The sequence below is a fragment of the Lysinimonas soli genome (genome assembly GCF_042655435.1).
Classification (GTDB): domain Bacteria; phylum Actinomycetota; class Actinomycetes; order Actinomycetales; family Microbacteriaceae; genus Lysinimonas; species Lysinimonas soli.
In genome coordinates this window covers 1406454-1431530 of sequence record NZ_JBHSMG010000001.1, presented here as the reverse complement: position 1 = coordinate 1431530, position 25077 = coordinate 1406454, and the positions used below count along the sequence as shown (strand labels likewise).

The 25077-nt window shown below is 69.8% G+C and carries 26 protein-coding genes; 13 read left to right on the top strand and 13 right to left on the bottom strand.

Annotated features, from left to right (window positions below; genetic code table 11):
• The first annotated feature begins 14 nt into the window (after window positions 1–14).
• Window positions 15–542: a DUF1697 domain-containing protein gene (locus ACFPJ4_RS06845; RefSeq protein WP_386739617.1), complete on the top strand. Its 528-nt coding sequence runs from the start codon at window positions 15–17 to the stop codon at window positions 540–542.
• A gap of 4 nt (window positions 543–546) precedes the next feature.
• Here the strand turns inward: ACFPJ4_RS06845 and ACFPJ4_RS06840 are convergent, their stop codons facing one another.
• Entirely contained in the window at window positions 547–975 is a 429-nt protein-coding gene (locus tag ACFPJ4_RS06840) for a tetratricopeptide repeat protein (protein ID WP_386739616.1), read from the bottom strand.
• A gap of 162 nt (window positions 976–1137) precedes the next feature.
• Between ACFPJ4_RS06840 and ACFPJ4_RS06835 the strand changes: the two genes are divergently transcribed.
• The 3 genes from ACFPJ4_RS06835 (at window position 1138) to ACFPJ4_RS06825 (ending at window position 2931) form a co-directional block, all read left to right on the top strand.
• Window positions 1138–1725: an ATP-dependent Clp protease proteolytic subunit gene (locus ACFPJ4_RS06835; RefSeq protein WP_386739615.1), complete on the top strand. Its 588-nt coding sequence runs from the start codon at window positions 1138–1140 to the stop codon at window positions 1723–1725.
• Between the two features lie 44 nt (window positions 1726–1769).
• Complete coding sequence (locus ACFPJ4_RS06830; protein ID WP_386739614.1) at window positions 1770–2441, top strand: ATP-dependent Clp protease proteolytic subunit; 672 nt, start codon at window positions 1770–1772, stop codon at window positions 2439–2441.
• Between the two features lie 79 nt (window positions 2442–2520).
• Window positions 2521–2931, top strand: coding sequence for a nitroreductase/quinone reductase family protein (locus tag ACFPJ4_RS06825; RefSeq protein ID WP_386739613.1), 411 nt, complete (start codon window positions 2521–2523; stop codon window positions 2929–2931).
• On the opposite strand, the gene ACFPJ4_RS06820 is transcribed toward ACFPJ4_RS06825, so the two are convergent.
• From ACFPJ4_RS06820 to ACFPJ4_RS06810, 3 genes are all read right to left on the bottom strand, one after another.
• The gene (locus ACFPJ4_RS06820) at window positions 2928–3560 is read right to left on the bottom strand and encodes a copper resistance CopC family protein (protein WP_386739612.1); all 633 of its coding nucleotides are present in this window, start codon (window positions 3558–3560) and stop codon (window positions 2928–2930) included. The two genes, ACFPJ4_RS06825 and ACFPJ4_RS06820, sit on opposite strands and share 4 nt — an antisense overlap.
• 2 nt (window positions 3561–3562) lie before the next feature.
• Window positions 3563–4294, bottom strand: coding sequence for a YcnI family protein (locus tag ACFPJ4_RS06815; protein WP_386739611.1), 732 nt, complete (start codon window positions 4292–4294; stop codon window positions 3563–3565).
• 91 nt (window positions 4295–4385) lie between these two features.
• Window positions 4386–5009 carry a hypothetical protein gene (locus ACFPJ4_RS06810; protein ID WP_386739610.1) on the bottom strand — a complete coding sequence of 208 codons (624 nt, stop codon included), beginning with the start codon at window positions 5007–5009 and terminating at the stop codon, window positions 4386–4388.
• A 133-nt stretch (window positions 5010–5142) separates the two neighbouring features.
• Here ACFPJ4_RS06810 and clpX point away from each other — a divergent pair, with 133 nt between their 5' ends.
• The 3 genes from clpX to ACFPJ4_RS06795 are packed head-to-tail and all read left to right on the top strand — an operon-like array spanning window position 5143 to window position 8670.
• On the top strand, window positions 5143–6420 hold the full coding sequence (gene clpX, locus ACFPJ4_RS06805; RefSeq protein WP_386739609.1) for an ATP-dependent Clp protease ATP-binding subunit ClpX: 1278 nt from the start codon (window positions 5143–5145) through the stop codon (window positions 6418–6420).
• Between the two features lie 56 nt (window positions 6421–6476).
• Window positions 6477–7664 carry a benzoate/H(+) symporter BenE family transporter gene (locus tag ACFPJ4_RS06800; protein WP_386739608.1) on the top strand — a complete coding sequence of 396 codons (1188 nt, stop codon included), beginning with the start codon at window positions 6477–6479 and terminating at the stop codon, window positions 7662–7664.
• Between the two features lie 7 nt (window positions 7665–7671).
• On the top strand, window positions 7672–8670 hold the full coding sequence (locus ACFPJ4_RS06795; protein ID WP_386739607.1) for an LLM class flavin-dependent oxidoreductase: 999 nt from the start codon (window positions 7672–7674) through the stop codon (window positions 8668–8670).
• A 15-nt stretch (window positions 8671–8685) separates the two neighbouring features.
• Here ACFPJ4_RS06795 and ACFPJ4_RS06790 read toward each other — a convergent pair whose 3' ends face one another.
• Entirely contained in the window at window positions 8686–10737 is a 2052-nt protein-coding gene (locus tag ACFPJ4_RS06790; RefSeq protein WP_386739606.1) for a M3 family metallopeptidase, read from the bottom strand.
• A gap of 92 nt (window positions 10738–10829) precedes the next feature.
• Between ACFPJ4_RS06790 and ACFPJ4_RS06785 the strand changes: the two genes are divergently transcribed.
• Together ACFPJ4_RS06785 and ACFPJ4_RS06780 are read left to right on the top strand one after the other, a co-directional pair.
• Window positions 10830–11456, top strand: a complete 627-nt coding sequence (locus ACFPJ4_RS06785) for an ArsR/SmtB family transcription factor (RefSeq protein WP_386739605.1) — start codon at window positions 10830–10832, stop codon at window positions 11454–11456.
• Entirely contained in the window at window positions 11453–11740 is a 288-nt protein-coding gene (locus ACFPJ4_RS06780) for a hypothetical protein (RefSeq protein WP_386739604.1), read from the top strand. Before ACFPJ4_RS06785 ends, ACFPJ4_RS06780 begins: the two co-directional genes overlap by 4 nt.
• 25 nt (window positions 11741–11765) lie before the next feature.
• Here the strand turns inward: ACFPJ4_RS06780 and ACFPJ4_RS06775 are convergent, their stop codons facing one another.
• The 6 genes from ACFPJ4_RS06775 to ACFPJ4_RS06750 form a co-directional block, all read right to left on the bottom strand.
• Window positions 11766–12008: a hypothetical protein gene (locus ACFPJ4_RS06775; RefSeq protein WP_386739603.1), complete on the bottom strand. Its 243-nt coding sequence runs from the start codon at window positions 12006–12008 to the stop codon at window positions 11766–11768.
• On the bottom strand, window positions 12008–12517 hold the full coding sequence (locus ACFPJ4_RS06770) for a GNAT family N-acetyltransferase (RefSeq protein ID WP_386739602.1): 510 nt from the start codon (window positions 12515–12517) through the stop codon (window positions 12008–12010). Before ACFPJ4_RS06770 ends, ACFPJ4_RS06775 begins: the two co-directional genes overlap by 1 nt.
• Complete coding sequence (locus ACFPJ4_RS06765; RefSeq protein WP_386739601.1) at window positions 12514–13155, bottom strand: hypothetical protein; 642 nt, start codon at window positions 13153–13155, stop codon at window positions 12514–12516. Before ACFPJ4_RS06765 ends, ACFPJ4_RS06770 begins: the two co-directional genes overlap by 4 nt.
• A gap of 20 nt (window positions 13156–13175) precedes the next feature.
• Window positions 13176–15764 carry a valine--tRNA ligase gene (gene valS, locus ACFPJ4_RS06760; protein ID WP_386739600.1) on the bottom strand — a complete coding sequence of 863 codons (2589 nt, stop codon included), beginning with the start codon at window positions 15762–15764 and terminating at the stop codon, window positions 13176–13178.
• 82 nt (window positions 15765–15846) lie between these two features.
• The gene (locus ACFPJ4_RS06755) at window positions 15847–16476 is read right to left on the bottom strand and encodes a hypothetical protein (RefSeq protein WP_386739599.1); all 630 of its coding nucleotides are present in this window, start codon (window positions 16474–16476) and stop codon (window positions 15847–15849) included.
• 107 nt (window positions 16477–16583) lie between these two features.
• The gene (locus ACFPJ4_RS06750) at window positions 16584–17528 is read right to left on the bottom strand and encodes a hypothetical protein (protein WP_386739598.1); all 945 of its coding nucleotides are present in this window, start codon (window positions 17526–17528) and stop codon (window positions 16584–16586) included.
• 301 nt (window positions 17529–17829) lie between these two features.
• On the opposite strand from ACFPJ4_RS06750, the gene ileS reads away from it, so the two are divergent.
• Genes ileS through ndk form a run of 4 tightly spaced genes read left to right on the top strand, consistent with a single transcriptional unit; the run spans window position 17830 to window position 23301 of the window.
• Window positions 17830–21048, top strand: a complete 3219-nt coding sequence (gene ileS, locus ACFPJ4_RS06745; RefSeq protein WP_386739597.1) for an isoleucine--tRNA ligase — start codon at window positions 17830–17832, stop codon at window positions 21046–21048.
• A gap of 29 nt (window positions 21049–21077) precedes the next feature.
• A complete protein-coding gene (locus tag ACFPJ4_RS06740; RefSeq protein WP_386739787.1) occupies window positions 21078–22460 on the top strand; it encodes a bifunctional folylpolyglutamate synthase/dihydrofolate synthase in 1383 nt (460 codons plus the stop codon).
• The gene (locus ACFPJ4_RS06735; protein ID WP_386739596.1) at window positions 22457–22873 is read left to right on the top strand and encodes a DUF4233 domain-containing protein; all 417 of its coding nucleotides are present in this window, start codon (window positions 22457–22459) and stop codon (window positions 22871–22873) included. The genes ACFPJ4_RS06740 and ACFPJ4_RS06735 overlap by 4 nt, the downstream gene beginning before the upstream one ends.
• Window positions 22870–23301 (top strand): nucleoside-diphosphate kinase, encoded by a 432-nt coding sequence (gene ndk, locus ACFPJ4_RS06730; protein WP_386739595.1) that lies wholly within the window; start codon window positions 22870–22872, stop codon window positions 23299–23301. The genes ACFPJ4_RS06735 and ndk overlap by 4 nt, the downstream gene beginning before the upstream one ends.
• Window positions 23302–23320: 19 nt before the next feature.
• Here the strand turns inward: ndk and ACFPJ4_RS06725 are convergent, their stop codons facing one another.
• Both ACFPJ4_RS06725 and ACFPJ4_RS06720 read right to left on the bottom strand, forming a co-directional pair.
• Window positions 23321–24181: a DsbA family protein gene (locus tag ACFPJ4_RS06725; RefSeq protein ID WP_386739594.1), complete on the bottom strand. Its 861-nt coding sequence runs from the start codon at window positions 24179–24181 to the stop codon at window positions 23321–23323.
• A gap of 86 nt (window positions 24182–24267) precedes the next feature.
• Window positions 24268–24864: a vitamin K epoxide reductase family protein gene (locus ACFPJ4_RS06720; protein WP_386739593.1), complete on the bottom strand. Its 597-nt coding sequence runs from the start codon at window positions 24862–24864 to the stop codon at window positions 24268–24270.
• Window positions 24865–25077 lie beyond the last annotated feature (213 nt).

Here is a 25077-nt window from a genome sequence, read left to right as displayed (position 1 = left end):
CGGGCGATCGCGGGGTGACGGGCACGATGACGCGCTACGTCGCCCTGCTGCGCGGGGTCAACGTCGGCGGGGTCACCATCAAGATGGCTGACCTCGCCGAGCTCGTTCGCGGGCTCGGGTACTCCGAGGTGGCGACCGTGCTGGCCAGTGGCAACGTGCTGTTCACGAGCCCGGATGCCGCATCCGCCGTCAAGCGGACCCTCGAGCAGGCGCTGCGCGAGCGGTTCGGCTACGAGGCCTGGGTGCACGTGCTCACGGTGGAGGCGATCGCCGAGATCGTCGCCGGCTACCCCTTCGAGCGTGCGGCCGATCGGCACGCCTACGTGGTGTTCGCCGTCACTCCCGAGGTGCGCGAGCAACTGCTCGCGGTGCCGCTGGATCCTGCCGTCGAGCAGGCGCAGGCCGGCGACGGCGTCATCTACTGGAGCGTGCCGAAGGGCAGCACCCTCGACTCGGCGATGGGCAAGGCCCAGTCGGCAGCGCGCTACAAGCCATGGGTGACCACCCGCAACCTCAACACCCTCGAGAAGCTCGCCCGCTGAATCCTCAGCTCTCGGCGCGATCGACGAGCAGCTCGTCGGCGTAGGCATCGACCGCGCGCTGGTAACGGGGCAGATGCGGCGACAGCGCGTGCAGCACGGCGACGAGCGCCTCGGTCGTGCGCCCGGTGCTCGCCAAGGCGAGCGCGGCGAAGGCCATGGCGGCATCCGCGAGCGGGTGCTCGGGCTGACCGGCGAACTCGGCACTCAGCAGCGCGAGCGACTCGTCGGGGCGACCCAGATTGCGCAGGGTGCTGGCGAGCTGGATGACGGCCTGCCCCCGCCGGTCATCGTCGAGTCCCGCGGCGAGGGCGGCCCGGTAGGGCGGGGCGGCTTCGTCCTCCCGTCCGGTGGAGTCGCGGGCTCCCGCTGCCTCGAGCAGCGCGAGCGCGTCGCCCGGCGGACGCTCTCCGGCGAGCGCGTCGATCGCGGCCACGGGGGGCGGGGCTCGGGGTCCGGGCGGGGGTGGTCGGTGCAACGGGAGCGGGGCGCGGCCTCTGCCCAGGGCGAACAGCGCCATGCGGGTCTGAGCCCCCCGGTAGATTCGACCTCGACATCGTTTCCCGATACGGGGCGAAACCGAAACGGAGCTCAACCCATGGCCGACCCGACATTCCAGCCGAGTGTCTTTGACCGCCTTCTGAAGGACCGCATCATCTGGCTCGGTTCGGAGGTGCGAGACGACAACTCGAACGAGATCGCGGCCAAGCTCCTGCTGCTCGCCGCCGAAGACCCGAAGCGCGACATCTACCTCTACATCAACTCGCCCGGCGGCTCGATCACCGCGGGCATGGCGATCTACGACACGATGCAGTTCGTGCCCAACGACATCGTCACGGTCGGCATCGGCATGGCGGCCTCGATGGGGCAGCTGCTGCTCACCGCGGGCACCAAGGGCAAGCGGTACATCACGCCCAACGCGCGCGTGCTGCTGCACCAGCCGCACGGTGGATTCGGCGGCACCTCGTCCGACATCCAGACCCAGGCGGCGCTCATCCTCGACATGAAGAAGCGCCTCGCCGAGATCACGGCCGCCCAGACCGGCAAGACGGTCGAGCAGATCAACAAGGACGGCGACCGCGACCGCTGGTTCAACGCCCAGGAGGCGCTGGACTACGGCTTCGTCGACCACATCCGCGAATCGGCCTCCGACGTCATCGGCGGCGGCGGAACCGAAGACAAGTAACCCGGCCGACAGCGACCTGCACAGAGAGACAGGACATCATTCAGATGGAACTCCCCACCTACCGGGCCGGCGGCTCAGCCCCGTTGAACACCATGCCGGAATCGCGCTACATCCTCCCGAGCTTCGAGGAGCGCACGGCGTACGGCTTCAAGCGCCAGGACCCCTACGCGAAGCTCTTCGAAGACCGCATCATCTTCCTCGGGGTGCAGGTCGACGACGCGTCGGCCGACGACATCATGGCCCAGCTGCTCGTGCTCGAGAGCCAGGACCCGGATCGCGACATCGTCATGTACATCAACTCACCCGGTGGCTCGTTCACCGCGATGACGGCAATCTACGACACGATGCAGTACATCCGTCCGCAGATCCAGACGGTCGTGCTCGGGCAGGCGGCATCGGCCGCCGCCGTGATCGCCGCCGCGGGCACCCCGGGCAAGCGCCTCGCGCTGCCGAACGCGCGCATCCTCATCCACCAGCCCGCCGTCGGCGAGGCCGGCCGGGGGCAGGCGTCCGACATCGAGATCCAGGCGAAAGAGATCCTGCGCCTGCGCACCTGGCTCGAAGAGACTCTCGTCAAGCACTCGGTGCACGACATGGAGCGGGTCAACAAGGACCTCGAGCGCGACACGATCCTGTCGGCGGATGAGGCGCTCGAATACGGCCTCATCGACCAGGTGTTGACGAGCCGCAAGAACCTGCCGGCACTCGTCAAGTAGTTCGTTCGATCGAGAAGGCCTGCCTGGGTGTTCCCCGGCAGGCCTTCTCGTCGTGGGCAGATGCCCCTAACGTGGCGAGATGGACATGAAGGCCGTCAACCAGCAGGTCATCGCCGATTTCCGGGCCGGCGGCCCGATCTCCGTCGACGGGGTGCACCGGGAGCGCATCGTGCTGCTGACCACGACGGGAGCGCGATCGGGCGAGCCGCGGACCGTGCCCGTGATGTTCCGGCCGAGTGAGAACGGCATCCTGGTCGTGGCGTCCGACAACGGGTCGCCGCGGGTGCCCCGGTGGTTCCGCGACCTGGTCGCCAACCCCGCGGTGCACGTCGAGGCGCCCGACGCGGAGTACGACGCGCGCGCGACCGTGCTCGACGGCGAGAAGCGCGACAACGTATGGAAGCGGCTCACCTCCGAGCTGCCGATGTTCCTCGAGCAGCAGCTGCGCGCCGGGCGCGAGCTGCCGCTGATCGAGATCTCGCGCGTCTAGGCGTCCCCGCCCACCTCGTCCTCCCGCCGCCGCCGGCCGACCACGAGCAGGGTGACGACGATCGCGATCGCGACGGCCAGCAGCGCCCCGCCGATCCACAGCACGTCGGCGAGCGGAACCGTCGCGTTGCGGGTCCCCTCGCTGCCGGTGCCCGTCGACCCGGCCGTCGATCCGGTCGCGGGTGCGGCCGTCGTGCCCGGGCAGACCGCAGGCGTCGTCGTGCCCTTCGACGGGGTGACCGTGCCGCTCGGCGCCCAGGTGAAGTGGATCTCCCCGCTCACCGTGTGCCCGTCCTGCGACACGAGCTGGAAGATCATCGTGTACGCCCCGGGCGCGCCGAGCCGGGCCGGCGTGCTCATGGTGGCATCCGCGATCGTCACGCATCCGGTCTCGTAGTACCGACCGGAGTCGTCGCGGATCTGCAGGGCGAAGCCGCGGCCCTGCCCGCCGATGTCGAGCAGCGACTCGTTGGTCTGGATGCTGAACTCGGCAGGCAGCTCGGTCAGGGTCTGCCCCGAGCTCGGCGTCGTCGACACGATCTGGTTGTGCGCCGACGCGGGCGTCGCAACGAGGAGCGACAGCAGCAGGGCGATCCCGAACGAGACGGCGAGGGCAGGGCCGCGGCGCACGGTCAGTCCGCCTTCGCCGGGCGGGTCGCCCCCGTGCGGCGGCCGCTGAGCGCGATCACCAGGCCGACCGCGCCGAGCACGAGGCCCGCTCCGCCGAGCACCCGCGCCACGACATCCGCCCCGTCACCGCCGGTCGCCGCCGTCGCCGGGTGTGCCGTGACCGCCGGGTTCGGCGCGCTGTCGGCGTCGTGGTCGGCCACGGGCGGGTCGGTGACGTAGAGCACGGGAGCGGGATGCTCGCTGTTGGGTGCGCCGTTCCAGGATGCGGTGGTTCCGTCGCTGTAGCCCTGATCGATCGGGAGCTTCAACGAGCCCACCTTCGGGATCGGACCGACGTACAGCCGGAAGACGCCCAGCGCGCCCGCGCCGAGCTCCGATCCGGGGTTCGCGGTCCAGACCACCTGGGTCACGGCTTCCGTGGTGGTCTGGTCGCCGTGGACGACCGGCGTCGCGAGCTTGGTCGTCACGAGCTCGGCGGTCCATCCGGCGACCGGTTCGAACTTCACGCTCGCCAGCAGACCGGCATCGGCCGGCAGGTTGATCGTGAGCTTGTTCGTGGTGGCGCCGTCGGTCGACTCGTTCGGAACCCGGAAGGTGAGGGTGTCGAAGGTGCCGGGGGTCGCCGTGTTCGATTCGAGCGAGACGTGCGCGCTGGCGCTCAGCGGGGCCGCGAGCGCGAGCAGTGCGGCGGCGCCGAGGGCGACGGCGGATGCCGCGACGGCGTGTGGGGACATGCGTGTCATGAGAAATGTGTTCCTGTCTGCGAGGTGTGTCGTCGCCCGTGCGGGCGACGCGTTCTGGATCCGCCGAGCGGCGGTGATGCGATCAGAACGCGAGCAGAGGAGGGCCGCGCCGCCGGGCGGAGGCGACGAGAAGGCGCGAGACGAGGGTGCGCGGCGGGTCGCTGGGGGCCGTGGGGCAGGTGTCGAGGGGAACGGCCACGGGCACGAGCACCCAGCGAGAGGGGGCCGCGATCACCCGTGCGAGGCGGCCGAGCATCGCCCAGACGGCGAGCTCGGCGTGGCGCAGGAACAGCACGGTGAGAAGGCCGGCGAGGGCGTGCGCCGCCCACATCCACGGGTCGAGCAGGTGCGAGGGGATCGTCGAGAGCAGCGGGGATGCCGCCGCCGACGGGTGTGCATCCATCCCGGTCATGCCCTCCATGCCCGAGCTCGGCGTGGTCACGCCGTTCGCCGAACCGGAGCCGAGAAGCGAGAAGAGCAGGTGGAAGGCGAGCTGGCTCAGGCCGACCGCGACGATCATCCGGGGCAACGACGGCCGGGTTCCGATCGCGGCCGTGCCGACGAGGCCGGCGAACACCAGGGCCACGCCGAAGCTGAGCGCTCCCGGCCGATACCCGCCGGCGAGCGAGTGCGACACCGCGGCGACGGAGGTGGCGACCAAGCCCACGATCCAGCCGCGGGCGAGTCGCTGCGCGCGCGCGTGCATCGGCATCCTTTCCGCTGCTCCCGATCCGGAACCGGAACCCGAAGCACCAAGCTCCAGCGTAGGCACGGCGCGCCGATCGCCCAATTCCACATGCTGCCGGTTGCCATCTGCCGTTCGGGTTAGGCTCGGACGCATGGCACGCATCGGGGAGAGCGCAGACCTGCTCAAGTGCTCCTTTTGTGGCAAGTCTCAGAAGCAGGTCCAGCAGCTGATCGCCGGCCCCGGCGTCTACATCTGCGACGAGTGCGTCGAGCTCTGCAACGAGATCATCGAAGAGCGACTCGCCGAGGCGGGCGAAGAGATCTCGAGCGAATTCGACCTGCCGAAGCCCAAAGAGATCTTCTCGTTCCTCGAGGAGTACGTCATCGGCCAGGAGCCCGCCAAGCGCGCGCTGTCGGTGGCGGTCTACAACCACTACAAGCGCATCCGGGCCCGCTCGACGATCGCGGCCGCCGATGCCGTCATCGACGACATCGAGATCGCCAAGAGCAACATCCTGCTGATCGGCCCGACCGGATGCGGCAAGACCTACCTGGCGCAGACGCTGGCCAAGCGCCTCAACGTGCCGTTCGCGGTCGCGGATGCCACGGCGCTCACCGAGGCCGGCTACGTCGGCGAAGACGTCGAGAACATCCTCCTGAAGCTCATCCAGGCCGCCGACTACGACGTCAAGCGCGCCGAGACCGGCATCATCTACATCGACGAGGTCGACAAGATCGCCCGCAAGGCCGAGAACCCCTCGATCACGCGCGACGTGTCGGGTGAGGGTGTGCAGCAGGCCCTGTTGAAGATCCTCGAGGGCACGGTCGCGAGCGTTCCGCCGCAGGGCGGTCGCAAGCATCCGCACCAGGAGTTCATCCAGATCGACACGACGAACGTGCTGTTCATCGTGGCGGGCGCCTTCTCGGGGCTCGAAGACATCATCTCCGCGCGCGTCGGCCGGCGCGGCATCGGCTTCGGCGCCCCGCTGCACTCCAAGCGCGACGAGGCGACCCTGTTCAGCGAGGTCCTGCCCGAAGACCTGCACAAGTTCGGCCTGATCCCCGAGTTCATCGGTCGTCTGCCCGTCGTCACCACGGTGTCGCCGCTGGACCAGCACGCGCTCATGGAGATCCTGACCGTGCCGAAGAACGCGCTCGTGCGGCAGTACCAGCGCATGTTCCAGCTCGACGGGGTCGAGCTCGACTTCGAGAGCGACGCGCTCGAGGCGATCGCCGATCTCGCGGTGCTTCGCCAGACCGGTGCCCGCGGGCTGCGCGCGATCCTCGAAGAGGTGCTCGGCCCGATCATGTTCGAGGTGCCCTCGAGCAACGAGGTCGCACGGGTCGTCGTGACCCGCGACGCGGTGCTCGACAACGCGGCTCCGACGATCGTGCCCCGCGCGGCGCGGCGCGCCGAGAAGTCGGCGTAGCGCCCGGCGAGTGGCCGGCCGTCACAGTGAACGGCCGCCGATAGCCTGGACGGGTCATGAAACCCGCGTCCATCGCCCATCCGATCATCGCGGGCATCGTCGGCTCGCTCACCGGGTTCGCCAGCTCGTTCGCGCTGCTGGTCGCGGGTCTGCGGGCGGTGGGCGCGAGCGAGGCGGAGGCGGCATCCGGCCTGCTCGTGCTGTGCGTCTTCCAGGGCGTGCTCGCGATCGCGCTGAGCCTGCGGTATCGGATGCCGTTGTCGTTCGCCTGGTCGACCCCGGGGGCGGCCCTGCTCGTCGCCGCGCACAAGACCACCGGCGACTTCCACGCGGCGGTGGGAGCGTTCCTGCTCTGCGGCATCCTGCTGCTGGCGACCGGCCTGTGGCCGTGGCTCGCCCGGACGATGACGCGCATCCCGCGGCCGATCGCGAGCGCGATGCTCGCTGGCATCCTCTTCCCGATCTGTCTCGCCCCGGTGCAGGCGGCCGTTCAGCTGCCGTTGCTGGCGCTGCCGCCGATCCTCGTCTGGCTCGTGCTGACCCGGCTCGCCCCGCGCTGGGCGGTGGCCGCAGCGGTCGTCGTGACGGCGGTCGTCGTGATCGTGTCCGGTCCGCACATCTCCGCGCCGCACCTTCTGCCGACGCTCCGCTTCGTCGTGCCGGCGTTCGATCCGCTCGTGCTGGTCGGGCTCGGCATCCCGCTCTACGTCGTCACGATGGCGGGGCAGAACGTGCCGGGCTTCGCCGTGCTGCGCACCTTCGGCTACGAGCATCCGCCCGCCCGGGCGATGTTGACGAGCGCGGGCGTCGCCACGACGGTCGGCTCGGTGTTCGGGGCGTACGCGCTCAACCTCTCGGCCATCACCGCCGCCATGATGGCCGGACCGGATGCCCACCCCGATCGTGACCGGCGCTGGATCGCGACCGTCACCTCGGGCATCGCCTACCTGCTGATCGGCCTGGGGGCCGGAGCGGCCACCGCGCTCGTCTCGGCGAGCCCACCGATCCTGATCGAGGCGGTCGCCGGGCTCGCGCTGCTGGGAGCCCTCATCGGCGCGGTCACGGCGGCCCTCGAGGATCCGGCGCACCGCGTGGTCGCGATCGCGACCTTCCTCGTGGTGGCCTCGGGCATCCAGTTGCTCAACATCGGCTCGGCCTTCTGGGGGCTCGTCGTCGGCGGGATCGTCATGGTGGTGCTCACGATCGGGCGGCGCCGGGAATCAGCGGGAGCCTCGACCGGTTGACCCCGGGGTGACCGTTCCCCTCTCCGTGCTCGACCTCGCCTCCGTCCGCGACGGGAGCTCCCACGCCGAGGCGGTCGCCGACACGCTGACGGTCGCGCGTGAGGCGGACCGGCTCGGCTACCGCCGGTTCTGGGTCGCGGAGCACCACGGCATGCCCGGCGTCGCGAGTTCGTCGCCGCCCGTGCTGATCGGGGCGATCGCGGCGGCGACCGAGCGGATCCGCGTCGGTTCAGGCGGGGTCATGCTGCCCAACCATTCCTCCCTCGTCGTCGCCGAGCAGTTCGGCACGCTCGTGGCTCTCTACGGCGATCGCATCGATCTGGGGCTCGGCCGGGCGGCGGGTACCGACCCGCTCGTGAGCTCGGCGATCCGCCGCAACGTCGGCATCGAGACGGTCGACGACTTTCCGCAGCAGGTGATCGAGGTGCTGGCCTACTTCGGCACCATCCCGCCGCTCGAGGGCGGTCAGGGTTCCCGGATCATGGCGATTCCGGGCATGGGCGATTCGCCCGAGCTGTGGCTGCTCGGCTCGAGCGACTTCAGTGCGCGACTGGCCGGGATGATGGGCCTGCCCTTCGCCTTTGCGCACCATTTCGCCGGGGGAGACGCCACTCCGCTCGCGTTCGAGATCTATCGGGACGCGTTCAGGCCGTCGGTCGTGCTCGACCGTCCGCACTCGATGGTCGCGGTGACGGCGCTCGTCGCCGATTCCGCCGACGAGGCGCGCCGGCTGGCCCTGCCTCAGGCGTTGCAGATGATCCGGCTGCGCAGCGGGCGCCCGGCCCGGGTGCCGTCGCTCGCCGACGCGCTCGCGCATCCGTGGACGGATGCCGAGAACGCCTTCGTCGATCAGCGCCTGGCCCACCAGGCGATCGGCACCCTCGAGCACGTGCGCCGTCGCATCGAGGCCCTCGTCGCCTCCACGCTCGCCGACGAGGTCATCGTCGTGCCGCAGGGGCCCGGCGTCGACGAGCGGCTGAGGACCGTGCGCGAACTGGCGCGCTGACGCCCCCAGCGCGGCTCACTCCAGGCCGCGGCGCGTGAGCAGCGGTCCGATCTCGGCCGGCCGGCCACGGAAGTCGACATAGGCCTCCAGCGGATCCTTCGAGCCGCCGACCCCGAGCAGGCGTGACCGGAACCGGTCGCCGTTGGCGCGCGTGAGGCCGCCGTTCTCCTTGAACCACTCGACCGTGTCGGCGTCGAGCACCTCGCTCCAGATGTACGAGTAGTACCCGGCGTCGTAGCCACCGGCGAAGACGTGCGCGAAGTAGGTGCTGCGGTAGCGCGGCGGCACCGCGGGATTGTCCAGTCCGACTGCCGCCAGGGCCTCGGCCTCGAATGCGATGACGTCGGTGACGGCGGCCGCGGCATCCGCGGAGAGCCCGTGCCACGCCTGATCGAGCAGCGCCGCTCCGAGGTACTCGCTGGTCGCGAACCCCTCGTTGAACTGCTCGGAGGCGTGCAGCCGGTCGACGATGCCTTGGTCGAGCGGTTCGCCGGTCTGGTAGTGCTTGGCGTAGTTCGCGAGCACCTCGGGCCAGAGCATCCACATCTCGTTGACCTGGCTGGGGAACTCCACGAAATCGCGGAACACGTTCGTGCCGGCCAGCTTCGGGTAGGTGACCTGCGCGAACAGCCCGTGCAGGGCGTGCCCGAACTCGTGGAAGAAGGTCGAGGTCTCGTCGAAGGTCAGCAGGGTCGGCGAGCCCTCGGCGGGCTTGGGCACGTTGAGGTTGTTCACCACGATCGAGGTCTCGTGCCCGAGCAGCCCGGCCTGCGACAGCAGGGGGTTCATCCAGGCTCCGCCGCGCTTCGAGTCTCGGGTGTAGAGGTCGAGCAGGTAGAGCCCGAGCGGCGACCCGTCGGCATTGCGCACCTCGAAGACGCGCACCTCCGGGTGGTAGCCCACGAGGTCCTTGCGCTCGGAGAAGGTGACGCCGTAGAGCTGATTCGCGGCGAAGAACACCCCGTCGTGCAGCACGCGCTCGGCCTCGAACCAGGGTCGCAGCGCGGCCGTGTCGACGTCGTACTTCTGCTGCCGCACCTTCTCGGTCCAGAACGCCCAGTCCCACGACCGCACGCGGGCGCCGTCGTCGAGGTCGTCTTCGACGATCACCTCGAGTTCGCCCTGCTCGGCCTTCGCGTTGCGCGCGGCGGCCGGGGCGAGCTTTCCGAGCATGGCGGCGACCGCGTCGGGCGTCTTGGCGGTCGAGTCGGCGAGCACGAACGCCGCGTGACTGGGAAAGCCCAGCAGCGCCGCGCGTTCGGCCCGCAGCTTCGCGATCTCGAGTACCAGGGCCCGGTTGTCGAACTCGCCGCCGTGCCCGCCCCGGGCCTGGGAGGCATCCATGAGCTGCTGGCGGATGCCGCGATCGGTGAGCGAGGCGAGGAAGGGGTGGCCGGTCGGCAGCACGAGAGTCAGCAGGTGCTTGCCCTCGAGACCCCGCGCGGATGCCGCCTCGGCGGCAGCCGAGATCTCGCCGGGCTCCAGACCGTCGAGGTCGGCGACGTCGTCGACCACGACCGCGAGCTCGTTGGTGTCGGAGAGCAGGTTCTTTTCGAACTTGGTGGTCAGGGTCGAGAGCCGCTGGTTGAACTCCTTGAGCGTGCTCTTCTGGGCTTCGTCGAGTCCGGCGCCCGCGAGCGTCATCTCGGTGTACCAACGGTGCACCAGGTAGTGCTGCTCGGGGGAGAGGGCGGGGTCGTGCTGCTCGTGCACGGTCTTCACCCGCGCATAGAGCCGCGCGTCGAGCAGGATCGCGTCGCTGTGCGCGGCCAGTTGCGGCGCCATCCGCTCCTCGAGTTCGTTCGTGAAGTCGTTCGAGTCGGCGGAGCTCTTGTTGAAGAAGACGTTGGCCACCCGCTCGAGCAGCTGGCCACTGCGTTCGAGCGGTTTGAGGGTGTTCTCGAAGCTCGGCGGCTCGAGGTCGTCGAGGATCGCCTCGACCTCGGCGAGCTGGTCGCTCATGCCCTTCAGGAAGGCGGGTTCGTAGTGCTCGTCGCGGATCTCGCCGAACGGCGGGAGTCCGTATTCGAGGGTGCTGGGCTCGGAGAAGGGGTTCTGATCGACCATCTCCTCAGCCTAAGCGTGCCGGCTCGAACTGCAAAGAAAGTGCTGCAAACAATTGCTTGCAAAGAATCCTTTGCACTGTTAGCCTGAGGGACATGGATGAAGCTCAGCGCCACGGCTCGAGCGCCCTCCCGTCGCGCGACCTCGACATGGAGAGCCTCAAGGCCCTCTCGCATCCCCTGCGCGTGCAGTTGCTCGACGCGCTGTCGGTCTACGGGCCGGCCACCGCGAGCGGGCTCGGCGAGCGTCTGGGGGAGTCGAGCGGCGCCACCAGCTATCACCTGCGGCAGCTCGAACGCCACGGATTCGTGCGGGAGCAGGAGGGCCGTGGCACCGGGCGCGAGCGCTGGTGGGAGCGCGTGCCGGGGTCGATCAACATCGGGTCCTCGCACCTCGAGCGCACGCCGGCCGGCCGGGCCGCCTCGCAGCTGATCTACCGGGAGTTCCGGGCCAGTCAGCAGCGCCTGCTCAACGACTTCATCGAGCGTGGTGACGACGAGCTGCCCCCCGACTGGGCTGATATCAGCGAAGTGCGCGCCGCCAACGCCCGCCTGACCATCGATCAGATGCGCGAGTTCGTCGCGTCGGTCAACGAGCTGATCGAGCATTACGTGGTCGCGTACCGCGATCAGGACGCGCCCGGCGCGCGCCCCGTCCACATCGAATTCGACGCGTTCGCGGTCGTCGACGCGGCCGTGCAGACCCCAGGAGATGCCTCATGAGAAGCCCCAGAATCCGCCATCTGGTCGAGCCGTCGATGTCGGTGGCCGGCCGTAATCTGACCATCACGAACGAGGTGAGGACGATCATGACCACCACTGCTCTTTCGGCCTGCGCCCCTCGTCAGCGGGGGCTCGAGCGGCTCGTGTCACGGCTCGCAGTGAGCATGCTGCACTGGTCGAGCCGGCGCACCCGGGCCTTGCAGTTGAGCCATGCGCGCATGGTGCTGCTGCGCGACAACGAGCGGGCGATCGCGCGCTCGGCCGACTCGGCACGGCTGCGGTAACCCCGGCGCGCGACCGGCCCGAGCGCTAGTCCAGGTGCTCGCGCAGCACGGTGTCGGTGGCGGGATCGTGGCGCAGAACCGTCCCGTCGTCGAGTTCGGCCACGGCGCGGCCCTCCAGCCAGGTGAGGGTCCACCGCCAGGTGCGCGGATCATCCGATCCCGCGTGGCCGGCCCGCTCGGTTTCGACCCGGGCGACCGCGTCCACCATGACGGCAGGCAGCCGCGGCGGAGGCGGGTCGCCGAACGTCCAGCGGGTTCCGAGCTGCATCAGGTCTCCCTCCCGTAGGTGACCCAGCTGGTGCGGGTCGCCAGCCGATCATAGAGTCGCTGCGCCGTGTGGTTGTCGGATGCCGTGATCCAGCGCAGGGTGCCCCCGCCGCCGGCCTGGGCGGTCGCCGCACACCCCTCGATGAGAGCACGGGCGACACCCGCGCCGCGCTGCGCGGGGAGCACGTACAGGTCGTCGAGAAACCAGCCGGGGCCCGCCGTGAAGGTGTCGTGCTGACGCCGCAGATGCGCGAATCCGACCACCTGGGCGTCGAGCTCGGCGACGAGCGCGGTCACCGGGTGCTCGGCATCCAGCAGCCAAGCCCACACGCCGTCGAGCACCGACTCGTCGAACGCGGTCTCGTAGAACTCGCCGTAGGCCGCGAACAGGCGCCGCCACGCGTCGCGGTCGGGGGGCGCGACGGGCCGGATCACGGCGGCGTTGGTCGCAGGGGCGCTGGTCACCCGACCCGCGGGGGGCGGGGTGGCCGGGGCATCGGGCTGGGTCATCCGGATGAGTCCTTGGTCGAGGGGGTCGAGGGGGTCGAGGAGGGGCGGGGAACCGCGCCGGTCTTGGACGGGTCGGGCGCGCCGCGATCGACTTCGACGAGCAGGGTGCGCTGGGCGTGAGCATACGCCGCGGCTGCGGCGGAGCTCGGGGCGCCGCAGCCGTCGACGGGCGCGTAATAGGCCGTGGTGACGCCGTTGCGGTGCACCCAGACGATCAGTGGGTCGGCGCGGGGGTGGGAGCTGCACACGGTGCGGCTCTTCATGGCGTCGGGGCGCCGATAGGCGAGTAGGAGCCCTTCCGGATGATCGACGCGCCACGCCGATTCCCACGGCCCGTAGCTCGTGGTGCCGTCGGTGTCGTGCGTACCGTCGGCCCGGCAGATGTAGACCTCGTCGATGGGCAGCGGATAGCCCGAATAGTGCACGGCGTCGACGAGCGGGCAGTAGTTCAGTACCGCCGGCACGACGAGCGGGGCGAGCGGAGCCACCGCTGCGGGAGACGCCGCGCCGCTGCGGGTCGGGGACGGCGACGGCGCGGGTTCGAGCGGGAAGCAGGCGGCGAGCGCGATGATCACCGAGGCGAAGGCGAGCCCGAGCGACAGGCGGCGGACCGCCCGGCGCCTCGTCGCCCCGGTCATCCTGCGCTACCGCCCGCGGGTCATGCGGCCGGGGGCTCGGCGAGAACGATCCCGGTCACGGCGATCTCGTCGCCCGCCACCAGCTCGAGTTCGGCGATGCGGCCGACCGCGCGCAGATCGTCGGCGGCCTCGGCGAGGATCGCGGGGCCGGCCAGGCGGGCCAGCACGACCTCGGTCTTCTGCGACACCTTCGCCTCGGTCTTCGCGCGTCGGATGCCGATCAGGGCCGCGCTGACCGCCGGCAGCAGACCGCGCGGCGCCTCGCCGACCAGCGCCTCCGGCCAGGACGCCCGGTGGATCGAGGTGTCGTGCGTCCAGCGCCAGACCTCCTCGGTGGCGAACGGCAGCACCGGCGCGAGCAGGCGCAGCAGTACGTCGATGGCCTGCCGCAGGGCCGAGGTCGCGCTGGGGTCACCCGCGTAGGCGCGCTCCTTGACGAGCTCGAGGTAGTCGTCGCAGAACATCCAGAAGAACGGCTCGGTCGCCTCGAGGGCGCGTGCGTGGTCGTACTCCTCGTAGGCGGTCGTCGCCGTTCGCACGACCCGGCTCAGCTCGGCGAGCATGTCGACGTCGAGCGGGTTGTCGATCAGGCTGTTCGCCGCCGGCTCGGGGAACGAGTAGACGAACTTCGCCGCGTTGAGCACCTTGATCGCCAGGCGACGGCCGATCTTCATCTGCTTCGGGTTCTGCGGGTCGAAGGCCGCGTCGGTTCCGAGCCGGCTGCTCGCGGCCCAGTAGCGCACCGCATCCGAGCCGTGCTCCTCGAGCATGGCGGCCGGTGTCACGACGTTGCCCTTCGACTTCGACATCTTCTTGCGGTCGGGGTCGACGATGAAGCCCGAGATGCCCGCGTCAGTCCACGGGACGCTGTGGTGCTCGAGCTCGGCGCGCAGCACGGTCGAGAACAGCCAGGTGCGGATGATGTCCTGCCCCTGCGAGCGCAGCGAGTACGGGAACACCAGCTCGAACAGCTCGGGATCGGTCTCCCAGCCGCCCGCGATCTGCGGGGTCAGCGACGAGGTGGCCCAGGTGTCCATGATGTCGAGTTCGCCGACGAAGCCGTTGGGCAGGCCGCGCTGGTTCTCGTCGTAGCCGGGGGCGGCGTCCGAGGAGGGATCCACCGGCAGCAGATGCTCGCCGGGCACGATCGGCTGCTCGCGCAGCACCTCGCCGTCGGCGTCGATCGGGTACCAGATCGGCAGGGGAACCCCGAAGAAGCGCTGACGCGAGATCAGCCAGTCTCCGGTGAGGCCGCCGACCCAGTTGTCGTAGCGCACGCGCATGAAGTCGGGGTGGAAGTCGATCTGCTTGCCGGCCTCGATCAGGCGATCGCGCAGGGCCTCGTCGCGCGCACCGTTGGCGATGTACCACTGACGCGTCGTGACGATCTCGAGCGGCCGGTCGCCCTTCTCGAAGAACTTGACCGGATGCGTGATCGGCTTCGGTTCGCCGATCAGCTCGCCGCTCTCCCGCAGCATCTCGACGACGCGCGCCTTGGCGCCGAACACGCTCTTGCCGCTGAGTTCGGCGTAGCGCTCGCGGCCCTCGGGGGTGAAGAGCCCGGCAGCGGGCGCCTCGTCGAGGATCCGGCCGTCCTTGCCGATGATCGCGCGCGTCGGCAGGTCGAGTTCGCGCCACCACACCACGTCGGTCACGTCGCCGAAGGTGCAGATCATGGCGATGCCCGATCCCTTGTCCTTCTGGGCGAGGTGGTGGGCCAGCACGGGCACCTCGACGCCGAACAGCGGAGTCGTGACCGTCGTGCCGAACAGTGCCTGGTAGCGCTCGTCGTCCGGATGCGCCACGAGGGCGACGCAGGCCGGGAGCAGTTCCGGGCGGGTCGTCTCGATCTCGATGGTGCCGGCATCCGGTGCGCCGGTGCGGCGGAAGGCGACGCGGTGGTAGGCCGCCGGCTGGTCCTTGTCTTCGAGCTCGGCCTGCGCCACGGCGGTGCGGAACGTCACGTCCCACAGGGTCGGGGCGTCGGCCTGGTACGCCTCGCCGCGGGCGAGGTTGCGCAGGAACGCGCGCTGGGCGGCGAGCTGGGCCTCGTGCCCGATCGTGCGGTAGCTGAGCGACCAGTCGACGCTGAGGCCGAGTTCGCGCCAGAGCGACTCGAACTGCTTCTCGTCTTCGGCGGTGAGCTTCTCGCACAGCTCGATGAAGTTGCGGCGCGAGATCGGCAGCTGGTCGGCGGCCTTCGAGCTGGCGTTGTCGCCGCCCTCGAGGGGCGGAACGAACGACGGGTCGTAGGGGAGCGTGGGGTCGCAGCGCACACCGTAGTAGTTCTGCACGCGGCGCTCGGTCGGCAGGCCGTTGTCGTCCCAGCCCATCGGGTAGAAGAGCTGCTTGCCGCGCATCCGCTGGAACCGGGCGGCGAGGTCCATGTGCGTGTAGCTGAAGACATGGCCGATGTGCAGGCTTCCCGACGCGGTCGGCGGAGGGGTGTCGACACTGAACACGGCGGCGCGACCCGCGGCGAGGGCGGCGGCGCGATCGAACCGGTGGGTGCCTTCGCGCTCCCAGACCTCGCTCCACTTGGCCTCGAGGCCCTCGAGCGCTGGCTGGGGCGGGATCGATCCGCCGGCGGCGGGATTGGCAGACGTCATCGCGTGTACTCCGGTTCGATATGCGCGGCACCGTGTCGATGGGGAGGTGCCTGGTTGTGGTCGAACCAGCTTACGGGAGGGGTCAGTTCTCCTTGAACTTGACCGTGAACATCCTGCTGACCTTCGACCCGTCGGTGCCGACGATCGTGATCGTGTACTCGGTGTCTTGACCGCAGATCGCCGGGTAGGGGTGATATCCGCTGGGGAAGTCGGCATCCGAACCGGTCGGTGGCAGCTCCCAGCCCATCCCGGCGGTCTGCGCGTCGGCGGTGTTGACCCCGAAGTAGGCGGTCTTGCCGTTGACGCTCGACCAGTGGATCGACAGATCCGGAGTCCCCGTGGCGCAGCTGATCTGGGAGGGCGAGATCGAGTAGCCCGAGATCGCGACCTTGGTCGATGGCGGAGGCGGCGCGCTCGTCGGCTTGACGACCGTCCTGGGCGAGGAGGTCGACGTGGGAGTTGCGCCGGCCGATGTGCCGGGTGTCGCGCTGCTCGTGCCGGGAATCGGCGTGGCCGCGGCGGTGGGTTTGGGTGTCCCGCCCAGGAGCACGATCAGCAGCACGACGATCGCGATCAGCAGGGCCGCCCCGACCACGATGAGGGCGATCAGCAGGCCGCGCGACTTCCTCTGCTCGGAGTTCGGTGCGCCCGGCTGAACCGGACGGTCGGGATCGGATGCGTCGAGTCGTTGCGTGGGCGCGTCGTCGCTCATCGGGACCTTCGATCTGACCGGACCGATCCGGACGGCTCACAGCATAGGGGGAGTCCGAGCGTTGCTCAATGGATCACGGATTGAACCGGAGACGAGGTCGCGACGGCCTACGGCGTGGGGGCCGCTGCCGGGGAGGTCGGCGTCGACGGCGTCGTCGGCGGCTGCGGCGTCGGCGTCGTCGGCGGCTGCGGCGATGATGACGAAGGCGTTGTCGTCTTGCTTGGCGCCGGAGTGGGGGTCGGTGTCGGTGTCGGAGTGGGGGTCGGCGTCGGCGTCGGCGTCGGGGTGGGCGTCGGCGTCAGGCTCGCCGTCGGGGACGAACTCGGCGGGGGAACCGACTGCGTCGTGCTCACGGGAGCCGGCGCGGCGCTTCCGCTGAGGCGCGCCACGAGAACGACGGCGAGCACCACGATCGCGATCAGCAGCACGGCTCCCGCGCTCGCCAGGATGATCAGCGTGCGCCGATCCGGGACGGTCCTCTCCGCGGCCGTCTCCTTCGGCTCGGACGCGAGGGCGGGGGAGAGCTCGGTGGGGGGAGCCGGCGGAAACACCGACGCCGCGTCGAAGGGGAACACCGCGGTCGGCTCGGCCGCCGGCGGGGCAGCGGCGGCGCCGGCCGGGACCACCGGGAAGGTCTCGGCGGGCGCCTCGGCGAAGGGAACGGCGGCCGCCGTCGCGGCGTCGAACGGCTGCGTCGTCTGGTCGGTGAGGGACCAGCTGCGCGGTTCCTCCGACGCCGCTGGCGGGACGGGCGGGAACCGAACGGTCGGGAGCGCCTCCGGCGGGACCGGGGCCGGCGGAAGAAGCACGGCCGGTGTCGCAGGAGCGGTCGGTGCGGTCCCGGACGCCGCCGGAGTGGATGGAAGCAGCCAGGCCAGCGGGTCGGGTTGACCGGATGCCGGCGCGGGTGCCGACGTCGGTGCCGGCGGCGCAGTCGGCGTCGACGAAGCACGCGGCGGGGCGGTGGGGATGAGCGGCACTCCGGTGGCGGGGGTCTTCGGCTCGGCACCGAAGAGTTTCGCGAACTCGTCCAGATCGTCGGTGTCGGTCAAAGTCGTCCTCGAGGCGGAGTCGGCAGGTGGGCGGCCCGTGCGATGGAAGGGGGCTGGAGGTCAGAATAGTGCCGTAAAGTCGAGGGCAACGACATCGATCCGGCCATCACCGGGGAGTCCTCGGAAGAACGGCGCACGGGAGAAGGTTCCCGCGGGCTCAGTAGAACCGAGCGGGCCAGCCCGTCACAGCGACAAGAGCGGTCATTCGAGAGGCGCCCGCGCCGCCCGGATGGCAAGCGAGGTGGTACCGCGGCATCCGTCGTCCTCGTGGCAGAGCACACCACGAGCAGCACGGAGCGACATGTACCCTCTTGGATCGGACGAGCCCGGAGTGCCGGCATCGCCGGACTTCCCGCAGATCGAGCGCGGCATCCTGGCGTTCTGGAAGGGCGACGACACCTTCCAGGCCTCCATCGACCAGCGCGAGGGGTGCCCGGAGTGGGTGTTCTACGACGGGCCGCCGTTCGCCAATGGCCTGCCGCACTACGGGCACCTGCTGACGGGATACGCCAAGGACCTCTTCCCGCGCTACCAGACCATGCGCGGCAAGCAGGTGCAGCGCCGCTTCGGCTGGGACACCCACGGCCTGCCGGCCGAGCTCGAGGCGATGCGCCAGCTCGGCATCACGCAGAAGCACGAGATCGAGCAGATGGGCATCGGCGCCTTCAACGCCAAGGCCCGCGAGTCGGTGCTGCGCTACACGAAGGAGTGGGAGGAGTACGTCACGCGCCAGGCGCGCTGGGTCGACTTCGAGCACGACTACAAGACGCTCAACGTGGAGTACATGGAGAGCGTGATCTGGGCGTTCAAGCAGCTCTACGAGAAGGGCCTCGCCTACGAGGGCTTCCGCGTGCTGCCGTACTGCTGGAACGACGAGACCCCGCTCAGCAACCACGAGCTGCGCATGGATGACGACGTCTACCAGCTGCGCCAGGACCAGTCGGTCACGGTGACCTTCCCGCTCGTCGGGGAGAGAGCCGAGGCCCTCGACCTGACCGGCGTCGAGGCCCTCGCCTGGACGACCACCCCGTGGACCCTGCCGACCAATCTCGCGCTCGCGGTCGGGCCCGAGATCGACTACGCGGTCATCCCCTCGGCGGACGGCGTGCACCGGTACCTGCTCGCCGCCGACACGATCGGCGGCTACGTCAAGGAGCTCGGCTACGAGTCCCTCGATGAGGCTCGCGCCGCGGTCAGCCGCACGGTGCGCGGCGCCGAACTCGACGGCGTGCACTACGACCGGCTGTGGGACTACTACGCGGATGCCGCCGTCTGGGGCACCGCGCACGCCTGGCAGATCCTCGTGGCCGACTACGTCGCCACCGGCGAGGGCACCGGGATCGTGCACCAGGCGCCCGCCTACGGCGAGGACGACCAGGTGGTCTGCGCCGCGGCCGGCATCCCGGTCATCCTGTCGCTCGACGACGGAGGCCGCTTCCTGAGCTCGGTGCCCGAGGTGGCCGGGCAGCTCTGGTTCGAGGCCAACAAGCCGCTGACGCAGGCGCTCAAGGCCCAGGGGCGCCTGGTGCAGCAGAAGAGCTATGAGCACAGCTACCCGCACTGCTGGCGCTGCCGCAACCCGCTCATCTACAAGGCGGTGTCGAGTTGGTTCATCCGCGTGCCCGAGTTCCGCGATCGGATGAGCGAGCTGAACCAGCAGATCAACTGGGTTCCCGAGAACGTCAAAGACGGTCAGTTCGGCAAGTGGCTCAGCAACGCCCGCGACTGGTCGATCAGTCGCAACCGCTACTGGGGCAGTCCGATCCCGGTCTGGAAGAGCGACGACCCGAACCACCCGCGGATCGACGTATACGGCTCGCTGGACGAGCTGGAACGCGACTTCGGGGTGCGTCTCGACGATCTGCACCGGCCGGTCATCGACGAGCTGACCCGGCCCAACCCCGACGACCCGACGGGCGCGAGCACGATGCGCCGCATCCCCGATGTGATGGATGTCTGGTTCGACTCCGGCTCGATGCCGTTCGCCCAGGTGCACTATCCCTTCGAGAACCAGGAATGGTTCGACACGCACAGCCCGGCCGACTTCATCGTCGAGTACATCGGCCAGACCCGCGGCTGGTTCTACCTGCTGCACGTGCTCTCGACCGCCCTGTTCGACCGGCCGGCCTTCACCAACGTGCTCAGCCACGGCATCGTGCTCGGCAGCGACGGCCAGAAGATGTCGAAGAGCCTGCGCAACTACCCCGACGTCAACGAGGTCTTCGACCGCGACGGCTCGGATGCCATGCGCTGGTTCCTGATGTCGAGCTCGGTGATCCGCGGGGGCAACATCGTGGTCACCGAGGAGGGCATCCGCGCCGGGGTGCGCGAGCTGCTGCTACCGCTGTGGAGCACGTACTACTTCTTCACCCTGTACGCGAACACCGCGACGCCCGGCGGATACCAGGCCCGGTGGCGCAGCGACTCGAGCCACGTGCTCGACCGTTACCTGCTCGCGAAGACCCGCGAGGTGCTCGAGCAGGTGACGGAGCACTTCGACACCTTCGACAGCCCGTTCGCGGCGAACGCCCTGCGCGACTTCGGCGACGTGCTGACCAACTGGTACGTGCGCCGCAGCCGCGATCGGTTCTGGGCGGGCGATGCCGGCTCCGACGACTGGCGTGACGCCTTCGACACGCTCTACACCGTGCTCGAGACGCTGACGCGGATCGCGGCCCCGTTGCTGCCCCTGGTCACCGAGGAGATCTGGCGCGGTCTGACCGGCGGTCGCAGCGTGCACCTGAGCGATTGGCCGGACGCGGCCGCGTTCCCGCACGACCCCGGCCTGGTGGCCGCGATGGATCGCGTGCGCGAGATCGCGTCATCGGGGCTCGCCCTACGCAAGGCGCGAGGGATGCGCGTGCGGCTCCCGTTGGCCGGCCTGACCGTCGTCGCCGCCGATCCGGCCACGCTCGTCGAGTTCGCCGACATCCTGCGCGACGAGCTGAACGTGAAGTCCGTCTCGGTCGCAGAACTCGGCGAGTCCAGCCTCGGCGAGTTCGGGATCACCCGACGGCTCACGGTGAACGCCCGCGCGCTGGGACCGCGGGTCGGCAAGGACGTGCAGCGCATCATCCAGGCCGCCAAGGCCGGCGACTGGGAGCCGGTCGACGGCGGGGTCACCGTGGCGGGCACGCCGCTCGAACCGGGGGAGTACGAACTCGAGCTGCAGGCTGCGGATGCCGACAGCGCGATCGCGTTCCTGCCCGGCGGCGGTTTCGTCGTGCTCGACACCGCGCTGACGCCCGAGCTGGAGGCAGAGGGCATCGCGCGCGACGTGGTCCGCGCGGTGCAGCAGGCACGCAAAGACGCCGGCCTCGAGGTCGGCGACCGCATCGGCCTCACCTTGACGGTGGACGGATCCGCATTCGACGCGGTCGCGGCGCACCAGCAGCTGATCATGGACGAGACCCTCACGACGCGGTTCGATCTGCAGCTTCTCGAGGGCGTGACGCCGGCCGTCGCGGTGGTCGATCTCAGCGAGGGTCACCGCGTGGCCGTCGAGCTTGAGAGGATGTAGCCGTGGGCGACGACATCCCCGGTGACGAGATCCCCGACGACGGCTTCGATGAGGCGGCGGCCTTCGAGGCCGAGTACCAGGATGCGGCCGACGAGGCCTACCGCGAACTGCTCGAACGGATCGGCGAGGGCGCCCCGCAACCGCGTCTGGAGCCGACCCGCCGGGCCGCCGAGCTGCTCGGCGATCCGCAGCGCAGCGCCCCGGTCGTGCACATCACGGGCACCAACGGCAAGACCTCGACGAGTCGCATGATCGAGTCGCTGCTGCGCGCCACCGGCCTCAAGACGGGGCTGCTCACCAGCCCCCACCTGGTGCGGGTCAACGAGCGCATCATGATCGACGGGCTTCCGGTCAGCAACGAGGCGTTCGCCCGCAACTGGGACGACATCACCCCGTACCTGCTCATGACCGACGCCGAGCTCATCGCCAACGACGAGGAGCCGCTGACCTTCTTCGAGGCGCTCACCGTTCTCGCCTTCGCGATCTTCGCCGACGCCCCCGTCGACGTCATCGTGCTCGAGGTGGGCATGGGCGGCGAGTGGGACTCCACGAACGTCGCCGACGGGCAGGTCGCGGTCTTCACGCCGATCGCGCTCGACCACACCGCGCGCCTCGGCAACACGATCGCCGAGATCGCCCGCACCAAGGCGGGGATCATCAAGCCCGCGGCATCCGTCGTGACCGCCATGCAGACCATCGAGGCGCTCGACGAGCTTCGCGAGGCCGCGAGACTCGACGAGGCGACCATCTCCATCGAGGCCGTCGACTTCGCGCTCGAGTCGACGACCGTCGCGGTCGGCGGGCAGCTGATCGACGTGCGCGGTCGGGCGGGCAGCTACGAGGGCGTGTACCTGCCGCTCTACGGCGATCACCAGGCGCAGAACGCCGCCGTCGCGCTCGCGGCGGTGGAGACGTTCCTCGGCGACGGATCGGTGGCGCTCGCCGCCGATGTCGTCACCGAGGGGCTCGGCTCGGTCACTTCGCCGGGTCGGCTGCAGCTGATCGGCATCGAGCCGACCGTGCTGGTGGATGCCGCTCACAACCCGCACGGCGCGCGCGCCCTCGCGGCGGCTCTCGACGAGTACTTCGACTTCGACGAGTGGACCGCCGTGATCTCGGTGCTGTCCGACAAGGACGCGCGCGGCATCATCCGCGAGCTCGCCCCGGTCGTCACCCGATTCGTCGTGACCAACTCGAGTTCCGATCGCGCGATTCCGCACGACGAGTTGGCCGAACTGGTCGTCGAGACCGCCGGACCGGATGCCGCGTTCCCCGCGCCGCACGCGAGCGACGCCCTCGCCGCGGCTCGCGCCTGGGCTCTCGAGGCGCCCCGCCGCGCGGTGCTGGTGACCGGATCCATCACCCTGGTGGGCGAGGCCATGGCCCGCGCTGCCGCCGAGGGCTGGAAATGAGCGGGTCGGCCGCCCCGTCGTCGCGCTCGCGGCCCCGTCGCGTTCGCAGCACGACCGAGACACTGCTCTCGATCGTGCTCGTGCTCGAGGCGATCCTGCTGTTCTTCGTGGTTCTCGTGCTGTTCGGACTCAAGACCCTGTCTCCCGCCGCCGCCTTCGGCGGGGGAGCGGCGTTCGTGGTCATGATCCTGGTGACGATCGCGCTGCTGCGCTGGCCCGTCGGCATGGCCCTCGGCTGGATCGTTCAGGCCGCCCTCATCTCGCTCGGCCTGCTGAACCCCGTCATCTACGTCGTCGGGGCCGGCTTCGCCGCGTTCTGGATCTGGTGCTTCGTGCGCGCCCGGCAGATCGACCGCCGGCGGCGCGAGTACCTGGCCGCTGCATCCACGCCATCCGAAGGAGACACCCCGTGACCACCCCGATCGAACAGACCGAAGAGACCCTCGTCATCGTCAAGCCGGATGGCGTGGCCCGCAACCTGACCGGCGAGATCCTGCGTCGCATCGAGGCGAAGGGCTATCAGCTGGTCGACATCCGGATGCTGCAGGCCGATCGCGAACTGCTCGCCGCCCACTACGCCGAGCACGAGGGCAAGCCGTTCTACGAGCCCCTCGTGGAGTTCATGCAGAGCGGACCGGTGGTCGCGATCCGCGTGACCGGGAACCGCGTCATCGAGGGCTTCCGTTCGCTGGCCGGCACGACCGACCCGACGAGCGCCGCCCCCGGCACGATCCGGGGGGACCTCGGCCGGGACTGGGGCCTGCCGGTGCAGCAGAACCTCGTGCACGGCAGCGACGCCCCCGAGAGCGCCGCCCGCGAGCTCGCGCTCTGGTTCGCCTGACCGGTGCCGCCGAGCGGGCTCAGCTCGCGAGCACCTGCTTCACGAAGCTCTGGAACGCCGAGGCGTCGCTGAAGCTTCCGCTGTATTGCTGGCCGTTGACCAGAACCGTCGGCGTTCCCTGCACCGAGGCGACACTCGTGTTGGGCAGGGGGCCGCTCAGAGCCCGCTGAGTCGCGGCAGCCATCCATGACTTGTAGGTCTCGCCGTTGATGCACTTGTCGACATCGGAGTTGTTCAGGCCCGCGGTGTGCACGACCTTGACGATCTGACTGTTCGTCAGGCCGGTCGTCTGCTCGGCCGGCTGCTCCTTGTACATCTCGCCCATGACCGCCAGGAAGCTGTCGGGAGCGAAGTTCGCCACACAACCCGCCGCGTTGTTGGCGCGGCTCGAATAACGCGCGCCGAGCGAACTACGGTCGAGGATCGCGATCGGGTGCACCTCCAGGGTCGCCTTGCCCTGAGCGACCATCTGCTGGATCTGTGCCGAGTTCGTCGCCTCAAAGGTCCGGCAGACGGGGCACGCGAAATCGACGTAGGTCACGAAGTGCGCCAAGCCGTCGCTCTTCTGCACGGTCGGTGTCGGCGTGCCCTTGGCCTTGATCGCCGCAGTGGCCGTGGGAGTGATCGTCCCGCCGCTTCCCGTGAACAGGATGCCGTCGCTGATCATGTTCTTCGGTCCCGCGGCGGTCTGCGGCGCGGGCGCGCTCGTCGAGACCACCAGCACGACGACCGCCACGATCGCCACTACCACCACGGTCACCCCGGTCGGGATCAGCCAGCGGCGGAGGTTCTCCTGCCGCTTCTGCTTCTCGCGGGCCAGGCGGGCCTGCTCGCGGGCGGCGTCGCGTCGGTCGTTCTTGGTGAGTCGCTCTTCGGGCACGTGGCTGAACCTAAGGGTCGGTGGTCGGAAAACGCTGGAAGTCTACTGGGAGCGGATCGCCGCGGGCCGGAGGCTCGAACGCAGGGTCAGAGCCGGTGGATGACGTCGAGCACGAGCTGTGCGATGAGGGCGACGATCGCGTAGCAGATCACCGTGATCGGGATGACCCAGCTCAGCAGTCCGCGGCCGAACCGTGTGAGCAGTCCGCCGTACACCCCCTGCGCGAGGTTGCGCGCGGTCACGACCCAGAACAGCGGGATGGTGACCGACCAGACCAGCATGCACCACGGGCACAGGGTTCCCAGGTCGAAGATGCTCTCGTGGATCAGCCAGGCCACGAAGACCAGGGCACCGGCGATCCCGACGTTGAACGCGATCCAGAACCACTTGGCGAACTGCGCGCCCGCGAGCAAGGAGACGCCGACGGCGATCACAGCGGCGAACCCGCCGAGGCCGAGGATCGGGTTCGGGAAGCCGAACACCGAACCCTGCCAGGACCCCAGGTTCTTTCCGCACTGCACCAGAACGCTGATGTTGCAGTTGAGATCGGCTTTCGGGTGCTCGAGCACCAGGAACTTGTCGATCGTCAGCTGGAAGGCCGCCCACCAGCCGGCGGCGCCCGCGATGGTGAGGAAGATCCCGAGGATCCAGGGGCGGCGGGGCGTGAGGGTGGCGTCGGTCACCCGCCGATTATGGCAACCGCCGGTGCACAAACGCCGACAATCGGCGCGGCATGCGATAATTGCCCAGAAGTCGACGCGGGCCGCGCTCGCGACGACACCACAGACAGCTTGACCGGGCACGTTCTCAGGAGCACACCGGGCCGTGAGCGCACCGAACGGATCGTTCGAGTGCAGCACACGACGGACAGCCAGTTCCGAAGCGCAGGATTGCGA

Coding starts and splice junctions, on each gene's coding strand:
- ACFPJ4_RS06835 (WP_386739615.1), top strand. CDS start 1,138: ATGGCCGACCCGACATTCCAGCCGAGTGTCTTTGACCGCCTTCTGAAG.
- ACFPJ4_RS06830 (WP_386739614.1), top strand. CDS start 1,770: ATGGAACTCCCCACCTACCGGGCCGGCGGCTCAGCCCCGTTGAACACC.
- ACFPJ4_RS06825 (WP_386739613.1), top strand. CDS start 2,521: ATGGACATGAAGGCCGTCAACCAGCAGGTCATCGCCGATTTCCGGGCC.
- ACFPJ4_RS06815 (WP_386739611.1), bottom strand. CDS start 4,294: ATGTCCCCACACGCCGTCGCGGCATCCGCCGTCGCCCTCGGCGCCGCC.
- ACFPJ4_RS06810 (WP_386739610.1), bottom strand. CDS start 5,009: ATGCACGCGCGCGCGCAGCGACTCGCCCGCGGCTGGATCGTGGGCTTG.
- clpX (WP_386739609.1), top strand. CDS start 5,143: ATGGCACGCATCGGGGAGAGCGCAGACCTGCTCAAGTGCTCCTTTTGT.
- ACFPJ4_RS06800 (WP_386739608.1), top strand. CDS start 6,477: ATGAAACCCGCGTCCATCGCCCATCCGATCATCGCGGGCATCGTCGGC.
- ACFPJ4_RS06790 (WP_386739606.1), bottom strand. CDS start 10,737: ATGGTCGATCAGAACCCCTTCTCCGAGCCCAGCACCCTCGAATACGGA.
- ACFPJ4_RS06785 (WP_386739605.1), top strand. CDS start 10,830: ATGGATGAAGCTCAGCGCCACGGCTCGAGCGCCCTCCCGTCGCGCGAC.
- ACFPJ4_RS06780 (WP_386739604.1), top strand. CDS start 11,453: ATGAGAAGCCCCAGAATCCGCCATCTGGTCGAGCCGTCGATGTCGGTG.
- ACFPJ4_RS06775 (WP_386739603.1), bottom strand. CDS start 12,008: ATGCAGCTCGGAACCCGCTGGACGTTCGGCGACCCGCCTCCGCCGCGG.
- ACFPJ4_RS06770 (WP_386739602.1), bottom strand. CDS start 12,517: ATGACCCAGCCCGATGCCCCGGCCACCCCGCCCCCCGCGGGTCGGGTG.
- ACFPJ4_RS06765 (WP_386739601.1), bottom strand. CDS start 13,155: ATGACCGGGGCGACGAGGCGCCGGGCGGTCCGCCGCCTGTCGCTCGGG.
- valS (WP_386739600.1), bottom strand. CDS start 15,764: ATGACGTCTGCCAATCCCGCCGCCGGCGGATCGATCCCGCCCCAGCCA.
- ACFPJ4_RS06755 (WP_386739599.1), bottom strand. CDS start 16,476: ATGAGCGACGACGCGCCCACGCAACGACTCGACGCATCCGATCCCGAC.
- ileS (WP_386739597.1), top strand. CDS start 17,830: ATGTACCCTCTTGGATCGGACGAGCCCGGAGTGCCGGCATCGCCGGAC.
- ACFPJ4_RS06735 (WP_386739596.1), top strand. CDS start 22,457: ATGAGCGGGTCGGCCGCCCCGTCGTCGCGCTCGCGGCCCCGTCGCGTT.